The 19,380-nt window shown below is 45.9% G+C and carries 17 protein-coding genes and 1 tRNA gene; 10 read left to right on the top strand and 8 right to left on the bottom strand.

Annotated elements, in window-relative coordinates:
* The first annotated feature begins 495 nt into the window (after window positions 1-495).
* The 3 genes from EDF88_RS07535 (at window position 496) to EDF88_RS07525 (ending at window position 5,550) form a co-directional block, all read left to right on the top strand.
* The gene (locus tag EDF88_RS07535) at window positions 496-2,625 is read left to right on the top strand and encodes an EAL domain-containing protein (protein ID WP_134183827.1); all 2,130 of its coding nucleotides are present in this window, start codon (window positions 496-498) and stop codon (window positions 2,623-2,625) included.
* A 67-nt stretch (window positions 2,626-2,692) separates the two neighbouring features.
* Window positions 2,693-4,903 carry an EAL domain-containing protein gene (locus EDF88_RS07530; protein ID WP_166671956.1) on the top strand — a complete coding sequence of 737 codons (2,211 nt, stop codon included), beginning with the start codon at window positions 2,693-2,695 and terminating at the stop codon, window positions 4,901-4,903.
* Between the two features lie 35 nt (window positions 4,904-4,938).
* Complete coding sequence (locus tag EDF88_RS07525) at window positions 4,939-5,550, top strand: helix-turn-helix domain-containing protein (protein ID WP_134183823.1); 612 nt, start codon at window positions 4,939-4,941, stop codon at window positions 5,548-5,550.
* Between the two features lie 21 nt (window positions 5,551-5,571).
* Here the strand turns inward: EDF88_RS07525 and EDF88_RS07520 are convergent, their stop codons facing one another.
* Window positions 5,572-6,240, bottom strand: a complete 669-nt coding sequence (locus EDF88_RS07520) for a class I SAM-dependent methyltransferase (protein ID WP_134184189.1) — start codon at window positions 6,238-6,240, stop codon at window positions 5,572-5,574.
* A 268-nt stretch (window positions 6,241-6,508) separates the two neighbouring features.
* Window positions 6,509-6,585, bottom strand: a tRNA-Arg gene (locus tag EDF88_RS07515).
* Between the two features lie 187 nt (window positions 6,586-6,772).
* Here EDF88_RS07515 and folD point away from each other — a divergent pair.
* Both folD and ybcJ read left to right on the top strand, forming a co-directional pair.
* Window positions 6,773-7,639: a bifunctional methylenetetrahydrofolate dehydrogenase/methenyltetrahydrofolate cyclohydrolase FolD gene (gene folD / locus EDF88_RS07510; RefSeq protein WP_064516969.1), complete on the top strand. Its 867-nt coding sequence runs from the start codon at window positions 6,773-6,775 to the stop codon at window positions 7,637-7,639.
* Window position 7,640: 1 nt separating this feature from the next.
* Window positions 7,641-7,853 (top strand): ribosome-associated protein YbcJ, encoded by a 213-nt coding sequence (ybcJ, locus tag EDF88_RS07505; protein ID WP_064516971.1) that lies wholly within the window; start codon window positions 7,641-7,643, stop codon window positions 7,851-7,853.
* Window positions 7,854-7,990: 137 nt separating this feature from the next.
* Here ybcJ and EDF88_RS07500 read toward each other — a convergent pair whose 3' ends face one another.
* Complete coding sequence (locus EDF88_RS07500) at window positions 7,991-9,544, bottom strand: peptide MFS transporter (protein ID WP_064516973.1); 1,554 nt, start codon at window positions 9,542-9,544, stop codon at window positions 7,991-7,993.
* A 373-nt stretch (window positions 9,545-9,917) separates the two neighbouring features.
* Between EDF88_RS07500 and EDF88_RS07495 the strand changes: the two genes are divergently transcribed.
* From EDF88_RS07495 to malI, 3 genes are all read left to right on the top strand, one after another.
* A complete protein-coding gene (locus EDF88_RS07495; RefSeq protein WP_134183821.1) occupies window positions 9,918-10,445 on the top strand; it encodes a metal-dependent hydrolase in 528 nt (175 codons plus the stop codon).
* 262 nt (window positions 10,446-10,707) lie between these two features.
* Complete coding sequence (locus EDF88_RS07490) at window positions 10,708-12,207, top strand: PTS transporter subunit EIIC (RefSeq protein WP_134183819.1); 1,500 nt, start codon at window positions 10,708-10,710, stop codon at window positions 12,205-12,207.
* Window positions 12,208-12,419: 212 nt separating this feature from the next.
* Window positions 12,420-13,436 carry a Mal regulon transcriptional regulator MalI gene (gene malI, locus EDF88_RS07485; protein ID WP_134183817.1) on the top strand — a complete coding sequence of 339 codons (1,017 nt, stop codon included), beginning with the start codon at window positions 12,420-12,422 and terminating at the stop codon, window positions 13,434-13,436.
* Between the two features lie 39 nt (window positions 13,437-13,475).
* Here the strand turns inward: malI and rnk are convergent, their stop codons facing one another.
* Complete coding sequence (gene rnk, locus EDF88_RS07480; protein WP_064516981.1) at window positions 13,476-13,886, bottom strand: nucleoside diphosphate kinase regulator; 411 nt, start codon at window positions 13,884-13,886, stop codon at window positions 13,476-13,478.
* Window positions 13,887-14,034: 148 nt separating this feature from the next.
* On the bottom strand, window positions 14,035-15,411 hold the full coding sequence (locus EDF88_RS07475) for a GntP family permease (protein ID WP_134183815.1): 1,377 nt from the start codon (window positions 15,409-15,411) through the stop codon (window positions 14,035-14,037).
* Window positions 15,412-15,699: 288 nt separating this feature from the next.
* Between EDF88_RS07475 and EDF88_RS07470 the strand changes: the two genes are divergently transcribed.
* Window positions 15,700-16,530, top strand: coding sequence for an alpha/beta hydrolase (locus EDF88_RS07470; protein ID WP_134183813.1), 831 nt, complete (start codon window positions 15,700-15,702; stop codon window positions 16,528-16,530).
* 43 nt (window positions 16,531-16,573) lie between these two features.
* Here EDF88_RS07470 and EDF88_RS24660 read toward each other — a convergent pair whose 3' ends face one another.
* The 3 genes from EDF88_RS24660 to idnO form a co-directional block, all read right to left on the bottom strand.
* On the bottom strand, window positions 16,574-16,723 hold the full coding sequence (locus EDF88_RS24660) for a hypothetical protein (protein ID WP_166671955.1): 150 nt from the start codon (window positions 16,721-16,723) through the stop codon (window positions 16,574-16,576).
* Between the two features lie 98 nt (window positions 16,724-16,821).
* A complete protein-coding gene (locus EDF88_RS07465) occupies window positions 16,822-17,295 on the bottom strand; it encodes a YhcH/YjgK/YiaL family protein (RefSeq protein WP_134183811.1) in 474 nt (157 codons plus the stop codon).
* Between the two features lie 10 nt (window positions 17,296-17,305).
* Window positions 17,306-18,070, bottom strand: coding sequence for a gluconate 5-dehydrogenase (idnO, locus tag EDF88_RS07460; RefSeq protein WP_064516989.1), 765 nt, complete (start codon window positions 18,068-18,070; stop codon window positions 17,306-17,308).
* A gap of 193 nt (window positions 18,071-18,263) precedes the next feature.
* Here idnO and EDF88_RS07455 point away from each other — a divergent pair, with 193 nt between their 5' ends.
* Window positions 18,264-19,256 (top strand): LacI family DNA-binding transcriptional regulator, encoded by a 993-nt coding sequence (locus EDF88_RS07455; RefSeq protein WP_134183809.1) that lies wholly within the window; start codon window positions 18,264-18,266, stop codon window positions 19,254-19,256.
* Window positions 19,257-19,380: the final 124 nt, after the last annotated feature.

Genomic DNA, 19,380 nt, shown 5'->3' with positions numbered 1-19,380 from the left:
TAACAAACACTTACATCACTGTTCGTTTATTGTCCGCTTATTTATTCTATAGTATCTCTTCTCGCGTAATATTTAGAAGTAAATATTCGAATTTAATTTTCCATAATTAAAGACACCACGCGAAATGCGTTAACATTTCCTTAAAACTTAATCATATAACTAAACAAATTGATAGGTTTTATCGATCTATTGTTGGCGAATGATCTATGAGACCTATTGATTAAATCTATCGAAATTAATTTATTGATCGTTTATATCGATATGTGTTTATATATTAAGCATGCTAATGACTGCCTGACTAACACTGCACTAACAAGCGCGGTTGCGTTGCATCATAAGCGGCAAAATATAAGCATCTTTCCGGCAACACTAATTAATAAGAAAATCTGATGAATTAGAACTCATACCAAAAATTCAACATTTGGAAATATTCGGAATTTTTATAAATATAGTTGTCAGTCAGGCAATAAATGTCCAAAAAAGAGTATTTTTGAGATGAGCACATGGTTTCAGAACACTTTTATTTATCAGCTTAATAACAGCAGGATTTTGTTATTTAATAACCGAATTATAAAATCTATTGTTGCAAGCTCTTTAGCCATTGTTCCCTTTGCCATCATCCGCGCACTACTTCTCATTAGCTCGATTATCTGTGATCAATTGGGGTGGGGGCGTTTTTCTGTACAGCTGTTCCAGCTACAAGAGACGCTTACAGACTTTATGCCAATCGCAATAAATGCCTTTATGGCTTTGCATTGGGCAATTCGTAATCGCTACTCAGTTATCCATTTTCTGACCATTAATTTATGTAGCTTGCTATTTATTAGCCGAGTTATAAGTAATGACAAGCTTTTCTTCTTTGATATCACTGTTCCTTTAGCATTGCTTTCCGGCATCACTGTCAATTTTTTGCTAGAAAAGGCCATCGCTTTGGTCGATTCGATTCATTTCCTGAAAAGCAAAAGCCGGAAAACATCCGCTCTTTTTTTCTGTTCTGTACTCATTATCTCCTTTGCCACATTGATTATTGGTATGTTGGCCCATTCCCTATACCTTTTAGTTTTCCCAGTAATATCTCAAACGCTACTGCACTCTTACCCTGATAACTTCATCGATGGGTTGATTTATATTGTTCTACGCTGCATACCGTGGTTCTTTGGTATTCATGGGTATTTTATTTGTGCCGATATTGATGCTGGTTTTATTTCCGAAATGAATAGCAATATTGCTGCCTGGCATGCAGGGCAAGCACAGCTAAACATCATTAGCCCTGTTTTTTATAATATCTGGTGCACGATGGGCGGTACAGGAAACACTCTGGGAATGCTGCTGTGTATACTGCTAAATAAAAAATCTCCCCACCGGCATATGCTTGGCTTATCGCTTCCTCTGTCACTGTTTAACGTGAACGAACCCTTGATTTTTGGGTTGCCGATAGTCATGAACCCCTTACTGATTATCCCCTTTGTTCTGGTGCCAGCGGTGTCCTATACGTTAGCGTACACGGCAACTGTCTGGCATCTGGTACCGCCGGTTTCTGAAGCGGTAAACTGGAGCGTTCCACCTATTTTGAGCACCTGGCTTGCCACTGGGGGGTCGGTCTCCGCCATTATACTGAATATCGTTATTATTGGCGTAAGCGCGGTTATCTACACACCATTTGTCAGAAAATGGTCTATTAGCAAACTAAAAACCCCTGAGCTGAATTTATTTTTACCACCGACAAATTTAGACCTGGTTCCTGGGCACACGCTTCAGTCCGAAGAAAAATCTTATCTGGATGCACTGAGCAAGGTGCAACATTTACAATCGAGTGGTCATTTCATTCTTTATTTTCAGCCTCAGGTACGGATTTCCGACCGTCGAATTATTGGGGTAGAGGCATTAATCCGCCATCAGGGTGAAGATGGGAAAATTACGCCACCTATTTTCCTACAATACTATGATCGCCTCAAAGCGATGGCAGATATAGATTTTTGGGTTATCGAGCAATCTGTTAATTATCTACATCATCATCTTCAAGAATTTAATGAAATGACTCTGTCGGTCAATATCTCGGCGCAGACACTGCTAGATAAGAGATTATTTAAAGTCATATCCCAAGTGCTGGATAAACCTTTGCCTCCAGGCTGGACTCTTGAGATGGAAATCACAGAGTCACAAGCTGTTATCGACCCGGTAAACGTAGCCTCGGTGCTGACAAAATTAAAATCAATGGGGATTCGTATTGCTCTCGATGATTTTGGGGCAGGGTACTCAACACTGAATTATCTGACACGATATCCACTCGACAAGATAAAGCTTGATCGTTCACTTGTGCAGGGGCTAGCTGAAAATGGTGGGCTGCAGTTTTTAAAACAAGTAACCAGACTGTGCCGACTCACGCACTGCAATCTTGTTATTGAAGGTGTTGAAACTGAAGATGAGCTGCGCCAGGTTCTTATTGAAGGGATTGAAACAGACCAGGAACTTGCCCAGGTCTGTTCAGTTGGTATCGAACTGGCACAAGGGTTCCTTTTCTGGCGTCCATTACCAGTTGAAAAATTATGCCAGGTCCTGAAAGAAAATCATCATTGCTCTAATAATGTTTCAACCTATGAAAAGGAGCTGCAATTAACATCATGATGTTAAAGCGGGGCTTAATCTCACACGGATGTTTTTTTGTACATATTGAAAGATGGAAAGTTGTGTAATGCAAATAAGTACAGAAACCAGAAATACGACTAAATGCATGATTGAAGCTTGTTTCTTGTTGTTTCTGTTTCATTACGTTTTTAGTCTACTAATGAGTAGTGCTGAAGTAGGTGGATATGCTCTGACATTTTATGATCTCAGGCTACCATTGTTTACTGCGCTACTGGTTTTATATGGTGTCAGAGCCATGCCGGCACTCGGGCTGCTTTTTATCTACAGCTTAAACACGCAATCCGTATTGCAAAACCTCACTGTTTACTCACAGTTATTGGCCGCTTCAATCAGTTGTCTGATATATTTTATATCTGTTGGAAGCAAAGGTGCAGTTAGTTTCGGGCGGTACAAATTAACATTTCATCGTATCGGTTGGTTGGTTGTTTTTAACTCTGTAGTGTTTGAGTTTGTCCATCAGTTAATGTTGTTTTTATTCCATTTTGATGAGGTTTTATATGGTGATTTTTTTAGCACCAAAAACTTGATTAACATTCAGTGGATGATGACATCTTGCCTTACTGGTGTACCATTCTGTTATCTTATTCTTAGATGTATCAGCAATACCGCATGGTGTTCGCGTTACCTTAATGAACAAAAGAAAATAATATTTTCAGGTTCGCGAGTAGTCTATCGGATAATATGGTTATGCTCTCTCATTGGTATCATGTATTGCTTACTATCTACTAAGCATATATTTTTGTTATTTACAGGGTATGGTTTGTTATTGCTTCTCCCGATAATGGTCTGGGGAACAGTAACTATTGGTCATTCATTTATTGTTCCCATCTGGAGCGCTATTTTAATTCTGCTCGGATTCCACAGCGATGGTTATATACAATATAATTACGCCATCAGTGAACTTGAAATCCTTGAACCTTTGGCAACTGCCTCTGCCACAATATTAGTTGTGTCCTTCTCTTTAGTTTTATCTGGAGTGCTGGTTTCAAGTAATCGCTCATATATAAAAAAGATAACCAGACTCATGCTAACGGAGTATTATACTGGCTTGCCGAATGTTTATGCGCTCAAGAGATCTCTTGTTGAATATCCAGGGGCAGGGCTCGCTTTAATTCACTGCCCTGAGCTTTGGTCTTTGACTCAAACGCATGGCCTTAGCATTAGATTTATGTTCGTTAAGTCATTGACCGCCTATCTTCTTCCTCATCTCCAGGATAATGAAGATATATATTATCAACCAGGTTACGGGCTTTATATACGACTGGGCACACCTGATAAAGAGCATATTCACAACATCTATTCTTTAGTTAAAGCATACCGTTTCTCGTACGGCAAAAATACATTTGGCATTAATTCTGGTCTGACTTATATGTTGAGCTTGCCAGAAAAATATAATTTATTGATGATTGTTGGAAAGTTGTCTGCTGTCGCCGCGGATTCTATAAATAGTGAAGTTCCGGTGATGGTGACTTGGGATGACAACGAATGTTTGACTGTGGCAAGCAATATAACGAGTAATGACAATATCAGGAGTGAGCTGCAAAGTGCTGTTGATAACCAGTCGTTTGTGCTTATGGCTCAACCTATAATTTCATCGAGTACGGATTCATACTATCATGAAGTTCTGATCCGTATCAGAAACAAAAATGGAAAGCTGTTATTTCCTGACTCTTTTCTACCTATTGCAGCGCAAGCAGGTATCCTGGCTCAGTTAGATATGACTGTTATTGAACAAACATTCAGATTTATACAGTCACTTGATGAATCTAAATCTGAAAGTAAATTTAGTATTAATTTAGCCCCACGGACGCTTCATCATATCTATTTTATTGACCATTTGACGGTGCTATTCAAGAAGTATGAAATATCACCGGACAGAATTATTTTTGAAATTGTCGAAACAGACATCATTGATACTAAAGTAGCCGCTTTAAAGCTTGAAAAGATGCGCAGTCTTGGTTGCAAAATAGCCATTGATGATTTTGGTACCGGTTGCTCTAGCTATTCTCGCCTGGAAGAAATAGAAGCTGATATTCTTAAAATAGATGGTTCATTTATCCGCAAGATTCTTCATGATGACTTAAATCACTTTTTAGTTAGATCTTTCTGCACCGTTGCTAAAATAAAGAAAATGCAGGTCGTTGCAGAATTTGTTGAAAATGAAGAGATCAGGCAAGAGCTAATAAGAATAGGTGTAGATTGGTTACAGGGATACCACACGGGTAAGCCTGTGCCGATTGAGGAAGTAATACTTTAAATTAATCCAGAAGGTATTAATAGGGCACTTATGATATGAACAGTCGAACGGATGTCGCGCGCTCAGTAAAAGTAGTCGGTGAAGAGATAGAAAAATGTAAACATGCATTTTTTGCAGTTAGAAAAAAGGGGCAGCACGTAGAGCTCATTCAGGATAATCAGGTCGCATTCCTTAAATCTGGCGTTGTAACCATTCATCGTATTGAAGATGGGCTACTGACTAACTCTATTAAAGCGCCCGCAGTTATTGGGCTTGGGCATATACGTGATATTGGGCTGACACATTTCATTCAGTGTAAAAGTGAATGTTCTATGTGGATACTTGATTCGAATATTGTTTTTGACTTATTTACAGAGAAAAACTTGTGGCAAGAAGCTTTCTTTATAATTAGAAGCTATTTATATATTTGCATGCCTAAAGGAAAACTAATTCATAAATCATCGGCCAGGGAAATAGTTATTGAACATTTGAAGGAAATTTGGGCTTTAGATGAACCAGAAAGACACACAACATCTGTGTACAATTTTATTATATCCAGAAATAATATATCGAGGAGTGCCGTTCAGAAGGTTGTAAGAGAGTTAGAAGACTCAGGAGATATAAAATTTTACCGCGGGAAATTGATTGAGTTGAATGAGATGGCTTGATCTTACAACACATCATCATTTCTATGATGGTTTACAACAAATAGTGGCATGATCCCACCATGGATTATGATTCAGGTCGGTGTAAATAATCGAGAATCCCTGCTTGCTGATCTCTTCTTCCAGCAGTGTAAGAGGCTTTAAGGTTCTCCATGGCTGGCCATTCCTCATTAAATGATAATTATCGGCATCAAAATCTCGTAAATCTTCAGGTTTTTTCGGTTTCCCAGCCATAGTACTGATAACAACCGTACCTTCTGGTTTTATCAGACGTCTTATTTCTGCAAGACACAACTCACGCTGTGAACCAATAAGGCAATGCAAGCAACTTCCATCAAAAATAACATCATATGAATTTGCTTCCAGCTGCTTAAGATGGCAGACATCGCCTTGGGTAAAATGCCCTTTAAGCCCAAGTGTCAAAAATCGCTCTATCGCCCACTCAATTGCAGTTTGTGAAATATCAACACCGGATACTTCGTAGCCACGCTCAGCCATATATTGAGAAGACATTGCACCATTCCCACAGCCTAATTCCAGAAATGAAGCTCCGGGGGAGGGGAGAATACTACGTTGTTTTAATTCTTGCAGAATGACAGCTAATTGTTGATGAGCTCGCTTATAACCTTCACCAGCCCACGCCTGCGCACCATTGTGCTTTAATAGTCGATATTGCTCTTCATAGATATTCATCATAACCACCGTTTTTCCAATTAAAAACAGGATGCGCTGCCGATACTATCCCTAAATTGGCACTCTGTGTACAACGGTGATCCCTTGAAATTTGATCTGGATTGCTTGGGTTGCGAATAGTCTGAGAAGGGGGACTTTGGGAGGATAAGGAAGCTAATCTCATGAACCGTATCTGAAAGAAGGTTCCCGGAGTGCAGGCTTTTTGATGGAGGGTGTCTGGTCTTCAGGCATAAAAAAAGACGTCAATTGACGTCTGTTTGCTTCGAAATGGTACGCCCTACAGGGCTCGAACCTGTGACCTACGGCTTAGAAGGCCGTTGCTCTATCCAACTGAGCTAAGGGCGCACTGTATTCCTTTCGGAAGCATTGCGGATTCGGATTATACGGTCAGTACCTTACGAGTCAATGGCTTTTGAACTGCCTGCGCGACAATTGAGCATAAAGGCTTAACAATGCCTGACAGCGAGCCACGCTTCTGACAAAATAGAAACAATCCCCTCCCTTTTCGATTACAGACGGAATCATCTGACTGATGGCAGCAAAGATTATTGACGGTAAAACGATTGCGCAGCAGGTACGGCTTGAAGTTGCTGAAAAAGTGAAAGCCCGAATTGCCGCTGGAAAACGTGCTCCAGGACTTGCGGTTGTTCTGGTTGGCGAGAATCCTGCTTCGCAAATTTATGTTGGAAGTAAACGTAAGGCATGTGAAGAAGTGGGCTTTATTTCCCGCTCGTATGATTTGCCTGACACGACTTCTGAAGCAGAGCTGCTGGAGCTGATTGATACGCTCAACGCAGATAAAGAAATTGACGGTATCCTGGTGCAGTTACCGCTGCCCGCAGGTATCGATAACGTGAAAGTTCTGGAGCGTATTGACCCAGATAAAGATGTTGATGGTTTCCATCCTTACAACATAGGTCGCCTGTGCCAGCGTTCGCCGCGTCTGCGCCCTTGTACGCCGCGTGGTATCGTGACATTGCTTGAGCGCTACAATATCGACACCTACGGTTTGAACGCGGTAGTGATTGGCGCATCCAACATTGTTGGCCGTCCGATGAGCATGGAGCTGCTGTTGGCCGGTTGCACCACAACCGTCACACACCGCTTCACCAAAAACTTACGTCAACACGTTGAGAACGCCGATCTGGTCATCGTCGCGGTGGGCAAACCAGGCTTTATTCCCGGCGAGTGGATCAAGGAAGGGGCGATTGTGGTGGACGTGGGTATTAACCGTCTGGAGAGCGGTAAAGTGGTCGGTGACGTAAATTATGATGAAGCCGCTGCCAAAGCCTCGTATATTACGCCGGTTCCGGGTGGCGTTGGCCCAATGACCGTCGCCACTCTTATCCAGAATACCTTGCAGGCTTGCGAGGAATATCATGATGTCCATGGAGAATAAAATGGCGACCTTCTCATTAGGTAAACACCCACACGTTGAATTATGCGATCTGCTGAAGCTGGAAGGCTGGTGTGAAAGCGGCGCACAGGCGAAAGCGGTGATTGCAGAAGGGCTGGTGAAAGTAGACGGCGAAGTAGAAACCCGCAAACGCTGCAAAATCGTTGCGGGTCAGACAGTGGTTTTTGAAACACTGAGCATTACGGTCGAAGCTTAAACTTCCCGTTTAACCCTCGCTTTCCAGCGAGGGTTTCCCTTCTGAATTAATTTTCTGCAATTCTATAAATATTTCCGGACCTGCTCAAAGAATGAGGCCTGCCATCAGACCGGCCTCATTGCGGGTGACGATATGACTCAGGCATTGCTCACTGGTTTTTGTTCTGTCTTCACCTGAGCATTTTCCAGCATTTTGCGTACCGGAATAATCAGCACGAACAGTACAGCCGCACAGATCAGTAACGCAATCGAACAACGCGCGAATAGGTCAGGCAGCATATCCAACTGGTCGGCTTTCACGTGACCGCCAATCAGACCTGCCGCAAGGTTACCCAGCGCGCTGGCGCAGAACCACAGTCCCATCATCTGGCCACGCATTCTTTCTGGAGCCAGCAGCGTCATGGTCGCAAGTCCAATTGGACTCAGGCACAGCTCGCCGAGTGTCAGCATCAGGATGCTTCCCACCAGCCAAAGTGGAGACACACCAGCACCGCCGCTGTTCAGAACGTTTTGTGCTGCCAGCATCATCAAACCAAAGCCCGCAGCGGCGCATAAAATACCGATGATAAACTTGGTGATACTACTTGGGCGGATGTTATTACGTGCAAGGCGCGGCCATGCCCAGCTAAACACCGGTGCCAGTAAAATGATAAACAGCGCATTGATTGACTGGAACCACACTGCAGGGATCTCAAAATCGCCGATCATGCGGTCGGTGTAGTCATTCGCAAACAGGTTGAACGAAGTGGGTTTTTGCTCAAACGCAGACCAGAAGAAGGCCGCAGAAACCAGCAGAATAAAGCAAACCAGCAGCCTGGCGCGCTCTTTGCGGTTAAGTCCCGCGAACATGAACAGATAGATAAAATAGAGCGCTACCGACGCTGCAATCACGTATACCAGCACACTGGCAACTGCAACAGGGTTAATGACGATCACACCTTTTGCAATCAGCGTCACGATAACGGCCACGCCCACCGCCAGTGCCAGCAACCAGCCACCGACACCGTTTTTCTTAGACACCGGGTTGTTCCAGGTTGAATCCAGGCCCACTTCACTGTCGTAGCGTTTCATGGCCGGAACGGCGAACACACGGAAGATAACCAGCGCAACTAGCATTCCGATACCGCCAATACCAAAGCCCCAGTGCCAGCCGTGAGTTTTTATCAGCCACCCGGAGATCAGGGGGGCAATAAACGAACCCATGTTGATGCCCATATAGAACAGCGAGAAACCGCCGTCACGGCGCGCATCGCCTTTTTTATACAGCGTTCCGACCATGACTGAGATGCATGTCTTAAACAGGCCAGAGCCAAGAACGATAAACATCAGGCCGATGAAGAACAGGTTGTTACCCATGAATGCGGAAAGCGCAATCGACAGATGACCAAGGGCAATGAGAATCGAGCCATACCAAACTGCTCTCTGCTGCCCCAACCAGTTATCAGCAAGCCACCCACCAGGCAGCGCCGCCAGATACATACAACCAGCAAAGATACCGACGATTGCCGATGCGTTTTCACGCGCAAGCCCCATACCGCCGTCGTAAACCGTTGCTGCCATAAACAAAATGAGTAAGGGACGGATCCCGTAAAACGAGAATCGCTCCCACATCTCAGTAAAGAACAGTGAGCCTAACGGGTAAGGATGACCGAAGAAGGTTCGGCTCTCGTTGTTGTTAACCGAGGATTGCATAAATTCTCCAAGAGGGTGTGCGGTTGTGTTTATACGTGGCGAAATGCCTGGCGGCTAGCTGAGTTGCCGCTCTTTAACATTCAGCCATTATTATTAGTTAGCGGGATTTGTCTAATGCCAACCGCAGAACTTTTAGATGAAAAGTCGACAAATGTCTACGTTTACAGATTTTATAGCGGCAGGTATGAGATGTCGATTGGCAGATTCTAGTGTGAAGACCCTGCTCTCGAAGCCATAAATTATCACGGTGAAACATTCCCTTTCGCACTGGCAGGTAGAAGGGAAGCTGCGACCAGTTTCGGATGTTTAGCCTGGTTTCTTTTTGTTTATCCTGAGCTATTCTGCTGTTTCCACTCACCAGACAACGCCTTCTATGCCAACTATCATCACTCACGCTGCGGTACCCGTTTGTTTAGGATTAGGGCTTGGCAAAAAAATTATTCCTCCACGTCTGCTATTGGGCGGGATCATTCTGGCGATGTTGCCGGATGCCGATGTACTGGCGTTTAAATTTGGCGTGGCGTATGGCAATGCTTTTGGTCACCGTGGGTTCACGCACTCTTTGCTGTTTGCATTTGTGGTGCCGCTAGTGTGTCTATTTGGCTATCGTTGGTTCCGCGCAGGTTTTGTTCGCGTCTGGTTATTCCTGACTGTGTCTCTGCTTTCGCATAGCCTGTTGGACTCGGTTACGACCGGCGGCAAGGGTGTTGGCTGGCTATGGCCGTGGTCAGATGAACGATTTTTTGCGCCATGGCAGGTGATTCGTGTCGCACCTTTTCAGCTCTCTCGCTACCTCGAACCCCGTGGTCAGGCGGTAATTTGGTCTGAGCTACAATGGGTTTGGTTGCCGGGCTTGCTGATGGCGTTCTTGCTGTTTGTTGTACGTAAGAATTTGCGCTAACGGCATCATGTTTTTTGGTGGATGACGCGAGCTTATCTGCCTTACAACATCTATTCACTTCCAATAAGTCCCCATAAATTGCAGGTCAAAACCTGCTCAACTTCAAATATTCGATAACAGTATGGCTACAACGCATATTTTAGTTGCCGGGCAAAAAACGTTTCGTCAGTATAAGTAGAACGTTCTACTAGAACGTTCTACCAAGCATAAAAACGCGTAAAACCAAAAACGCGTAGGCGGCGTCAACACCGGGGGATTGTTTATGAGTTTGCTATCAAGTGTTACAAAATCGTTATCTAAATTGTCGATGATAGGCCGCGCATTAATGCTGCCTATCTCTTTGTTGCCGGCGGCAGGCTTGTTACTGGCCTTCGGCGATAAATTCCATTTGCCGTTAATGATGAATGCGGGTGGGGTGATTTTCGACAACCTGCCGATGCTGTTTGCGATTGGCTCGGCTGTGGGTTTGGCTGCTGAATCGGGGATTGCTGCACTGTCGGCGGCGGTATCAGTCTTTATTATTAACGTCACGATTGGCACGGTGATGCATATCACGCCAGAAATGGCGGCGGCGGGCGGCAAATATGCCATGGTGGTCGGTATTCCCACCTTGCAGATGGGGGTGTTTGGTGGCCTGATTTCCGGCATTCTGGCCGCATGGTGCTATAACAAATTCCACACCATGCAGCTCCCTGAATTCCTTGGTTTCTTCTCGGGTAAACGCTTTGTTGCCATTGCTACCGCGTTTTTATCCTTCCTGCTCGGGATGGCATTGCCATGGATTTGGTCATATATCCAGTCGGGAATTGATGCGCTGTCGGTTATTGTGAATGGTGATAATCAGGCGCTTTCAACCTTTATCTTCGGCCTGGTTGAACGTGCGTTAATTCCATTGGGACTACACCACATCTGGTATCCGTCATTCTGGTATTCATTTGGTGAGTACACGACTACAGCAGGTCAGGTTATCCATGGTGACCAGACAATCTGGTTCAAGATGCTAGAAGAAGGTGTGAAATCCTTTAGCAGCGACAGCTACCATAATGCAGGCAAATTCATGCAGGGTGAATTCCCACTGATGCTTTTTGCACTGCCTGCGGCATGTCTGGCGATGTACCACGAAGCGAACACCAAAAATAAGAAAATTGCCTCCGGTATTCTGTTCTCTGCGGCATTGACCTGTTTCCTGACAGGCATTACTGAACCGGTTGAATTTACCTTTATCTTTGTTGCGCCAATCCTGTATGTATTCAACGCAATTATGGCTGGTCTGTCTTACATGTGTATGTACCTGCTGCATGCGCATATCGCCAAGTCTTTCTCGGCGGGGATGATTGACTATATTTCCTTCGGCATTTTGCCGTCGTTCAACGGTTATCAGACTAACTTCTTGTCGGCTGTGATTGTCGGTATACCGATGGCGCTGATTTATTACTTCACTTTCCGTTTTGTTATTCGTCGTTTCGATGTGAAAACACCGGGCCGCGCTGATATTACTGCCAACGCTAATGATAAAACTGACACAGAACTTGCTGGCGATATTATCGGCTTGCTGGGTGGTGCAGAGAACATTAATTCTGTTGGTTCATGTATTACGCGTCTGCGTCTGGAAGTGGAAAAAAGCGACCGTGTAAACAAAGACGGTCTCAATAGTCTCGGCGCGCGCGGCGTAGTGTTTGTTGGCGACTCGGGCATTCAGGTGATATTTGGCGCACGAGCTCAATTTATCGCACAGACGATGTCCACAATGATTGGTAAATAACTTTCCCCGTCATCCTTCAAGCTGCGGATGCGTTGGCTGCATTCACTTACCCCAGTCACTTACTCAAGTAAGTTCCTGGGGCTAAGTTCTTTTGCCGCCTTCCTGCGACTTGAATGCTATAGGGGAAAGAGATGCAAAATAGTTAGCCCCCGGTATGTTTACTGGGGGCTTTATGGTATTGATAACAAGGATATTTGGTGCAAAGGAACGGGATGAAAAAGGTCAATATTATTGATGTAGCCCAACTGGCGGGAGTTTCTGTCTCCACCGTGTCATTGGTGCTGCGCCAAAAAGGTAAGATCTCTGAGGCAACTATTGAAAAGGTTAACGCTGCGATCAAACAGCTTGGCTACGTCCATAACGTTGCGGCGGCGAACCTGCGTTCCAGCACCTCAAATCTTATCGGCCTGGTTATCCGTGATTTCAATGACTCCTTTTGTGTAAACGTTATGGCAAGCGTCGTCCATTATCTGGAAAAACAAGGCTATATGGTTTTTCTGGGTCACCCGCAGGACGATGATCAACAGCTTCAACAGTGTTTAACATCTTTTTCGCAGCAAGGCGTGGCGGGTGTTATTTATCTGGATGCTAACCATCGCTTAGCCTCTATTCCGGCGCTGATTGCACAATGCCCGTTGCCAACAGTCATCATCGCTGAATCGACTGTAAGCAGCCATCGGGATGTCATTGGTCGAGATAATCGCCAGGCCGGAAATCAGGCAACGCGTTACTTGCTTGACCGTGGACACCGAAATATCGCCTATTTGGGTGGAACTGCATCGAACTTGATGCGCGAAGAGCGTTTGCTGGGCTATCGCAATGCACTGGCTCAATACAATTTGCCGTTTCGCGAAGAGTGGGCTCCAGTTTGTGAAAACGACACCGAGAATGCTGCACGTTTAACACGTCAATTGCTTGAGAAAAACAGCAAAATCACCGCAATGCTCTGCCATTCACCATCAGCAATTATTGGCTGCCTCAATGGTATCCAACAGGTTGGGCGCACGGTCGGTAAAGACGTGTTTTTGACTCAGCAGGTTTCGTTAATTGGCTTCGAAGACATGATGCACATTAATCTCACCTCACCGCGCTTTACCTATGTTTCGGCATCCAGCGAAGAAGCAGGCCGACAGGCGGCAACATTGATTGTGAATAAGATTAAAGAGCCGGCGTTGCCTGCTCAGAAGATTATTATTTCAGGAGAGTTGGTGCTAAGGGAATCGGCCTGACAATTATTGTCCCCCTTCAAGAAAAGGGGGACACATCATTTAACGGTGGTACTCGCCAGCGGCTTCCGGCTGGTATTGCAACTCCAGCACTTCCAGATGCGTCTGGTTACCGTTCGGTAACGTCCAATTAATTGTCGCACCAACACGCAAACCCAGCAGTGCTGCGCCAACCGGCGCCATGACTGAGAGTTGATTGTCGCTGTCTGTTAGGTTTACCGGGTAAACCAGCGTGCGAACATGCTCCTCTTTTGAGGAGAGATCGCGGAATTTTACGCGGCTGTTCATCGTAACGACGTCGGCCGGAATATCTTCAGGCTTACACATTTCTGCTCTGTCCAGTTCTGCGTTCAGCACTGTAGCTACCGGCTGGTTAGCAAATTGTGGTTGCTCCAGCAAACGGTCAATACGCTCGGCATCGAGTTCATTAATGATAATGGCTGGTCTGGACATATTTCTCTCCGTGTAAAAAACAGGCACTCATGTGCCTGATGGGGACCTTACAAAAGAAAACCCTCACCGGTAAGAGTGAGGGTTTGGTCTGCAGTGATAATACTGAGCTTAACGTATAGTTTAAAGTGACCTGAGTCACAAACTGCAGTTAGAGAATAATGCTACCTACTAATGCGAACAGGAAAGCGATAGTACCAATCAGCGTTTCCATCACAGTCCAGGTTTTCAGTGTGGTTTTCTCGTCCATTTCCAGGAAACGGCCAACCAGCCAGAAACCGGAGTCGTTAACGTGAGACAGAACAGTCGCACCACCTGCAATTGCCACCACGATGAAGCACAGATCGAACTGGCTCAAGCCTGGAGTTGCCGCAACCATTGGCGAGATAAGTGCCGCAGTGGTAGTCAGAGCAACGGTCGCAGAACCTTGTGCCACACGCAGAGCGGTAGAGATAACAAACGCGGCTACAATTACCGGCATACCGGTATCAGACAAGATACCCGCAAGTGCATCACCAATGCCGCTGGCACGTAGAACGCCACCGAACATACCACCCGCACCGGTCACCAAAATGATGCCGCAGATTGGGCCAAGCGCGCCATCGCACACTTTTTCCAGGTGCTGGCGGCTATGACGACCACTAAACACAGCAAGAGCAAAGAACACAGTTATCAGTAATGCAATTGGGGTTTTACCCAACATACGCAGGAACTGAACCACGGTATTGTCAGCAGTTACCCAACCGAGCACGATTGCTGTGTTCAGGCCAGTATCAAGGAAAATCAGCACCAATGGCAGCAGAAGAATCGACAAAACAGTGCCAAAAGATGGTGGCTGGTGGTTTGGATCAGCCTCTACATTACCGAGGAAAGAAGAAGGCAATGGTACTTCGAATTTCTTGCCAGCATACAGGCCAAACAGATACGCACCGAGATACCAGGTTGGAATCGCGATTACCAGGCCAACAATGACCAGAAGTCCAATGTTCGCGCCCAGCAATTCACTTGCAGCAACCGGACCCGGATGCGGTGGCAAAAGTGCGTGCATCACAGCGAATGCACCCGCGGCAGGCAGCGCATATTTCAGCGTGGAACCACCGAATTGTTTTGCTACGCTGAAAATAATTGGCAGCATTACCACCAGGCCCGCATCGAAGAAGATTGGGAAGCCAAACAGCAAAGATGCAACGCCAAGCGCCAGTGGTGCGCGGTGTGAACCAAATTTCCCGACCAGTGTGTCAGCCAATACTTTGGCACCGCCAGAAATTTCAAGTAAACGACCAATCATGGCACCAAGGCCAACCAGCAGGGCAACGCCTGCCAGGGTACTCCCAAAACCGCCCAAAATCGTTGGGACAATTTTATCGAACGGCACACCGGTGACCAGTGCAACAACAACACTCACAAGAGTTAATGCTAAGAATGCATGCACTTTGAAGCGCATGATGAGAATAAGTAGGAGTACGACTGCACAAGCTGCGATCCCAAGTAGGGTCCCTGCGCCGTAATGTGCTGTTATTTCGGTCATATGTTTGTCCTCTGCGCCGAATTAATAGGCAAGATATGCATTAAGCATAATTCACCATCTCTCTGATACCGGTAACATGATATCGGTAACATGACGTCTTCGGGAATGGAGTGCGCCATGTTTATTAACATTTTGAGAGCAAGTTCAAACTATCGAAAGAAACCGTCCATAAGCCGCATTGATTAATTGCTGACCGTAAATAAACCTGCCATGGGCAAAACTTGCATTACTCTTTATAGGCACGTTTCACTCAGGCCTTGTGCGGTCATCACCTGAACCGGAGATATCATGAGCCATTACGACAAACTCACGTTAAAGGACGGCAGTTCTCTTTACTTTAAGGATTGGGGAGAAGGGCAACCGGTAGTATTCAGCCACGGCTGGCCATTAACGGCGGATGCGTTTGAAGACCAGATGTTTTTCCTTGGGCAGAAGGGATTTCGGGTTATTGCTCATGACAGGCGAGGGCATGGGCGCTCATCGCAAAGTTGGGATGGGAATAACATGGACCAGTACGCCGATGATCTTGCCGAACTGACCGCGCATCTCAATCTCAAGGATGCGGTCCACGTTGGGCATTCAACCGGCGGCGGGGAAGTGGCGCGTTATATTGGCCGCCATGGCACCAGCCGTGTGGCAAAAGCGGTGCTGATAAGTGCCGTTCCGCCGATCATGGTCAAAACGGACTTCAACCCAAACGGTGTACCTATTGATGTGTTCGATGGTATCCGCGAAGGCGTGCGTGCGAACCGCGCGGACTTCTTCAAAGAGCTGACTTTGCCGTTCTACGGTTATAACCGCTCGGGGGCTGAAATTTCAGAAGGTGTCAGAGAGAGTTTTGTTGAGCAGGGCATGCAGGGCGGCATCAAAGCGTTGTATGACTGTATCAAAGCGTTCTCGGAAACCGATTTGCGCGAAGACCTGAAGAAAATGACCATTCCGACGCTGGTTATTCATGGCGATGACGATCAGATTGTGCCCTTTGAAACCTGCGGTAAGGTGACAGCGGCAACACTGCCAGATGCGACGTTCAAAGTTTATGAAGGTGGCTCACACGGTATTTGCACTACGGAGAAAGACCGGGTTAATGCTGATTTGTTGGCGTTTTTGAAAGGTTAGTTGTTGTAGGCGGGTAAGTGACTATTACCCGCCATTCAGCCACTCATTTAACCGCGACCGGCAACATAATCTCTTTTAAAATTTCATAGCGCTGTTGGGGTGAAAGCCAAATCAAACCCAACAGCTTATGCGCTTTTTCTTCACGTTCGAACTGGGCTTTTAACTGCATTAAAAAACGTTTCGTTGTGTTCATAATTACCTCCGCATTTGATAAACAAAGCATATGCCTGCAAACCCGGAACTAATAGTGAACTGATTGTTTTTTGTCTTCCGTATTTAATTCAACAGCTGTTATTTGCTAATCAAACTCATATCTATCTTCGCCACAATTTTCCTCAGCGCAGCCGGTTCATTTAGCGTTGCCATAGGGCGATGAAGCTCGCCGGGGAAAAGAATCGTCAGGTCCCCCGGTCGTAGTTTTATCAATGTTTCACAGCCCATGTTTTTATAGAACCCGATATCATTTTGCTCATCGAACCCACCGTCTTGTTGCTGCTGCTGATCCACCGGTGCGGCACCGATTATCTCTTCGCCTTCCAGTACGATATGTACGTCAATATAGCGGGCATGCAGTTCGGGGCGTTGTTCTTCCAGCAGTTTAGTTTTGCCATCAAACACCGAGAAATAGATAAGTTCGCCTTCAATCGGGTATTTGCCGTTGGCTAATTGCTGTGGACGGTTTGCGATAATTGCTTGTAACGCATGGCGAATCACAGTTGGGTACACCGGGTTTTGAGCGGCGTTCTCAAGTTTATCAATAATCATATTTCCCCCCTTAGACCGCAACCAGCATGCCGCCATCAACAAACAGCAGGTGGCCATTCACGAAGTTGGACGCTTTTGATGACAGGAACACCGCAGCACCAATCAACTCCTCAGGATCGCCCCAGCGAGCCGCTGGTGTGCGTTTGCAAAGCCACTGAGTGAAAGCTTCGTCGTCGACCAGCGTTTTGGTCATATCTGTTTTGAAGTAACCTGGTGCAATACCGTTAACCTGGATGTTGTAGCGCGCCAGCTCCACGCACATACCGCGGGTCAACATTTTCACCGCTCCTTTTGCCGCGGCATATGGCGTAATTGTGTCGCGGCCCAGTTCGCTCTGCATTGAGCAAATATTGATTATTTTCCCGGCCTGGCGTTTTACCATGCGTCGTGAAACAGACTGTGAAACTAAAAATACGGCAGTTTGATTTACTGCAATAATATCGTTCCATTCATTAACCGGAAATTCAGTAAATGGATGGCGGCGCTGGATGCCAGCATTATTAATTAATACATCAATCGGCCCGATCTCTTGCTCGATATTTTCAATCGCAATTTCCACCGCTTCCGGGTCGGTAACATTAAATGCAGCAGTCCAGGCGGTATAACCACTGTCACGTAATTTCATTGCCGCATGTTCGGCGCGTTCAGCAGTAATATCATTGATGATAATTTCAGCGCCATGCTCAGCAAGACCTTGTGCTAATAAAAAGCCTATTCCTTGTGCAGAGCCGGTAATTAACACGCGTTTGTTGTCGAGCGTAAACAAATTCGTCATGGTGAATTCCTGTTATTTTTGCATCGTATTTAATATCCCTTATCAAAGCGGTTCAGAGCGGGTAAAACTGTGAAGTAGATCACTGCGAAAGGTGTTACGCCCGCATGATACCTGGAGTGTGAAGTGTGGTAGCTTTTCTTTTGTTAAGGATGCGAGGCATAATCCTTTTCCCGCGGGTTATCAGGAAAACCAGATGAAGTACCAGCGCATTACATTGCAGGACATTGCCGCCCTTGCGGGGGTGACAAAAATGACCGTCAGCCGTTATTTGCGCACGCCGGATAAAGTCGCCCCGGAAACTGCCGCCCGAATTGCTGAAGTTATGGCGGAAGTCAATTATATGCCTGACCCTGAAAACAGAGCCTTGGCGAGCAATATGCAGCCGCGAATCGGCGTCATTATTCCCTCCTTTAATAACCAGATTTTTGCCGATTTACTGGCAGGTATTGAATCCGTAACAAAGCCGATGGGTTACCAGACGCTGGTGGTTAATTACGATTACGACCGCGAGCGCGAAGAAGAACAAATTGCCACAGTGCTGGGTTTTAACGTTGCGGGACTTATCCTGACGGAAACCGTGCATACGCTGCGGACTGAGAAGTATTTAAGTGCTGCCGGAATCCCTGTGGCTGAAGTGATGGACCTGGTATTTGGTAGCGGGCGCATTAACGTCGGCTTTGATAACTTCCGGGCCGGATTTGATATGACCAATATGCTGATTGCCAGCGGCAAGAAGCGCATTATCTATCTAGGTTCGATGGCCGATGTGCGTGATATCAAGCGGTATGAAGGGTATTGCAAAGCCATGGCTGACGCGGGTTTGACTGACGGACGGCTAATGCCAAATAAAGTTTCTTCTGTAAGCGTAGGAACAGGAATGATGGCGATGGCGCGCCAGATGTACCCGGAGATGGACGGTATTTTATGTACTAATGACGATCTCGCCGCAGGCGTGTTACAAGAATGCCAGGCTGCCAACATTCGTGTGCCGGAACAGATGGGAATTGCTGGTTTTCACGGCCTGGAAATCGGCCAGGTCACGGTTCCAAAACTTGCCAGTGTTGTCACGCCACGCTTTGAGATAGGGAAAGTCGCCACGGAAATTTTGTTGAAGAAAATCAATAAACAACCAACAATTGAACAAGTCGATTTGCACTATCGCTTATCTCTTGGCGGCACGCTTTAGTCGCTTAAATGCTGAAGCGATCACGCTAACGGTAACACGGTTTTCTAACATGGATTGGCGTGACCTACGTCGCAAAACCCTGCGCTTAAAAAGGCTTTGATGTTAAGCAGAAATATTGACTTAG

Origin of the sequence: Buttiauxella sp. BIGb0552 (genome assembly GCF_004366275.1) — a bacterium.
Taxonomy (GTDB): Bacteria; Pseudomonadota; Gammaproteobacteria; order Enterobacterales; family Enterobacteriaceae; genus Buttiauxella; species Buttiauxella gaviniae.
The sequence above is the reverse complement of the archived record's forward strand: the minus strand, read 5'-3'. Positions and strand labels throughout refer to the sequence as shown.

Coding starts and splice junctions, on each gene's coding strand:
- malI (WP_134183817.1), top strand. CDS start 12,420: ATGAAAAAGGTCAATATTATTGATGTAGCCCAACTGGCGGGAGTTTCT.
- EDF88_RS07530 (WP_166671956.1), top strand. CDS start 2,693: ATGCAAATAAGTACAGAAACCAGAAATACGACTAAATGCATGATTGAA.
- EDF88_RS07470 (WP_134183813.1), top strand. CDS start 15,700: ATGAGCCATTACGACAAACTCACGTTAAAGGACGGCAGTTCTCTTTAC.
- EDF88_RS07465 (WP_134183811.1), bottom strand. CDS start 17,295: ATGATTATTGATAAACTTGAGAACGCCGCTCAAAACCCGGTGTACCCA.
- EDF88_RS07525 (WP_134183823.1), top strand. CDS start 4,939: ATGAACAGTCGAACGGATGTCGCGCGCTCAGTAAAAGTAGTCGGTGAA.
- EDF88_RS07495 (WP_134183821.1), top strand. CDS start 9,918: ATGCCAACTATCATCACTCACGCTGCGGTACCCGTTTGTTTAGGATTA.
- idnO (WP_064516989.1), bottom strand. CDS start 18,070: ATGACGAATTTGTTTACGCTCGACAACAAACGCGTGTTAATTACCGGC.
- rnk (WP_064516981.1), bottom strand. CDS start 13,886: ATGTCCAGACCAGCCATTATCATTAATGAACTCGATGCCGAGCGTATT.
- ybcJ (WP_064516971.1), top strand. CDS start 7,641: ATGGCGACCTTCTCATTAGGTAAACACCCACACGTTGAATTATGCGAT.
- EDF88_RS07520 (WP_134184189.1), bottom strand. CDS start 6,240: ATGAATATCTATGAAGAGCAATATCGACTATTAAAGCACAATGGTGCG.
- folD (WP_064516969.1), top strand. CDS start 6,773: ATGGCAGCAAAGATTATTGACGGTAAAACGATTGCGCAGCAGGTACGG.
- EDF88_RS07475 (WP_134183815.1), bottom strand. CDS start 15,411: ATGACCGAAATAACAGCACATTACGGCGCAGGGACCCTACTTGGGATC.
- EDF88_RS07500 (WP_064516973.1), bottom strand. CDS start 9,544: ATGCAATCCTCGGTTAACAACAACGAGAGCCGAACCTTCTTCGGTCAT.
- EDF88_RS07455 (WP_134183809.1), top strand. CDS start 18,264: ATGAAGTACCAGCGCATTACATTGCAGGACATTGCCGCCCTTGCGGGG.
- EDF88_RS07535 (WP_134183827.1), top strand. CDS start 496: ATGAGCACATGGTTTCAGAACACTTTTATTTATCAGCTTAATAACAGC.
- EDF88_RS07490 (WP_134183819.1), top strand. CDS start 10,708: ATGAGTTTGCTATCAAGTGTTACAAAATCGTTATCTAAATTGTCGATG.
- EDF88_RS24660 (WP_166671955.1), bottom strand. CDS start 16,723: ATGAACACAACGAAACGTTTTTTAATGCAGTTAAAAGCCCAGTTCGAA.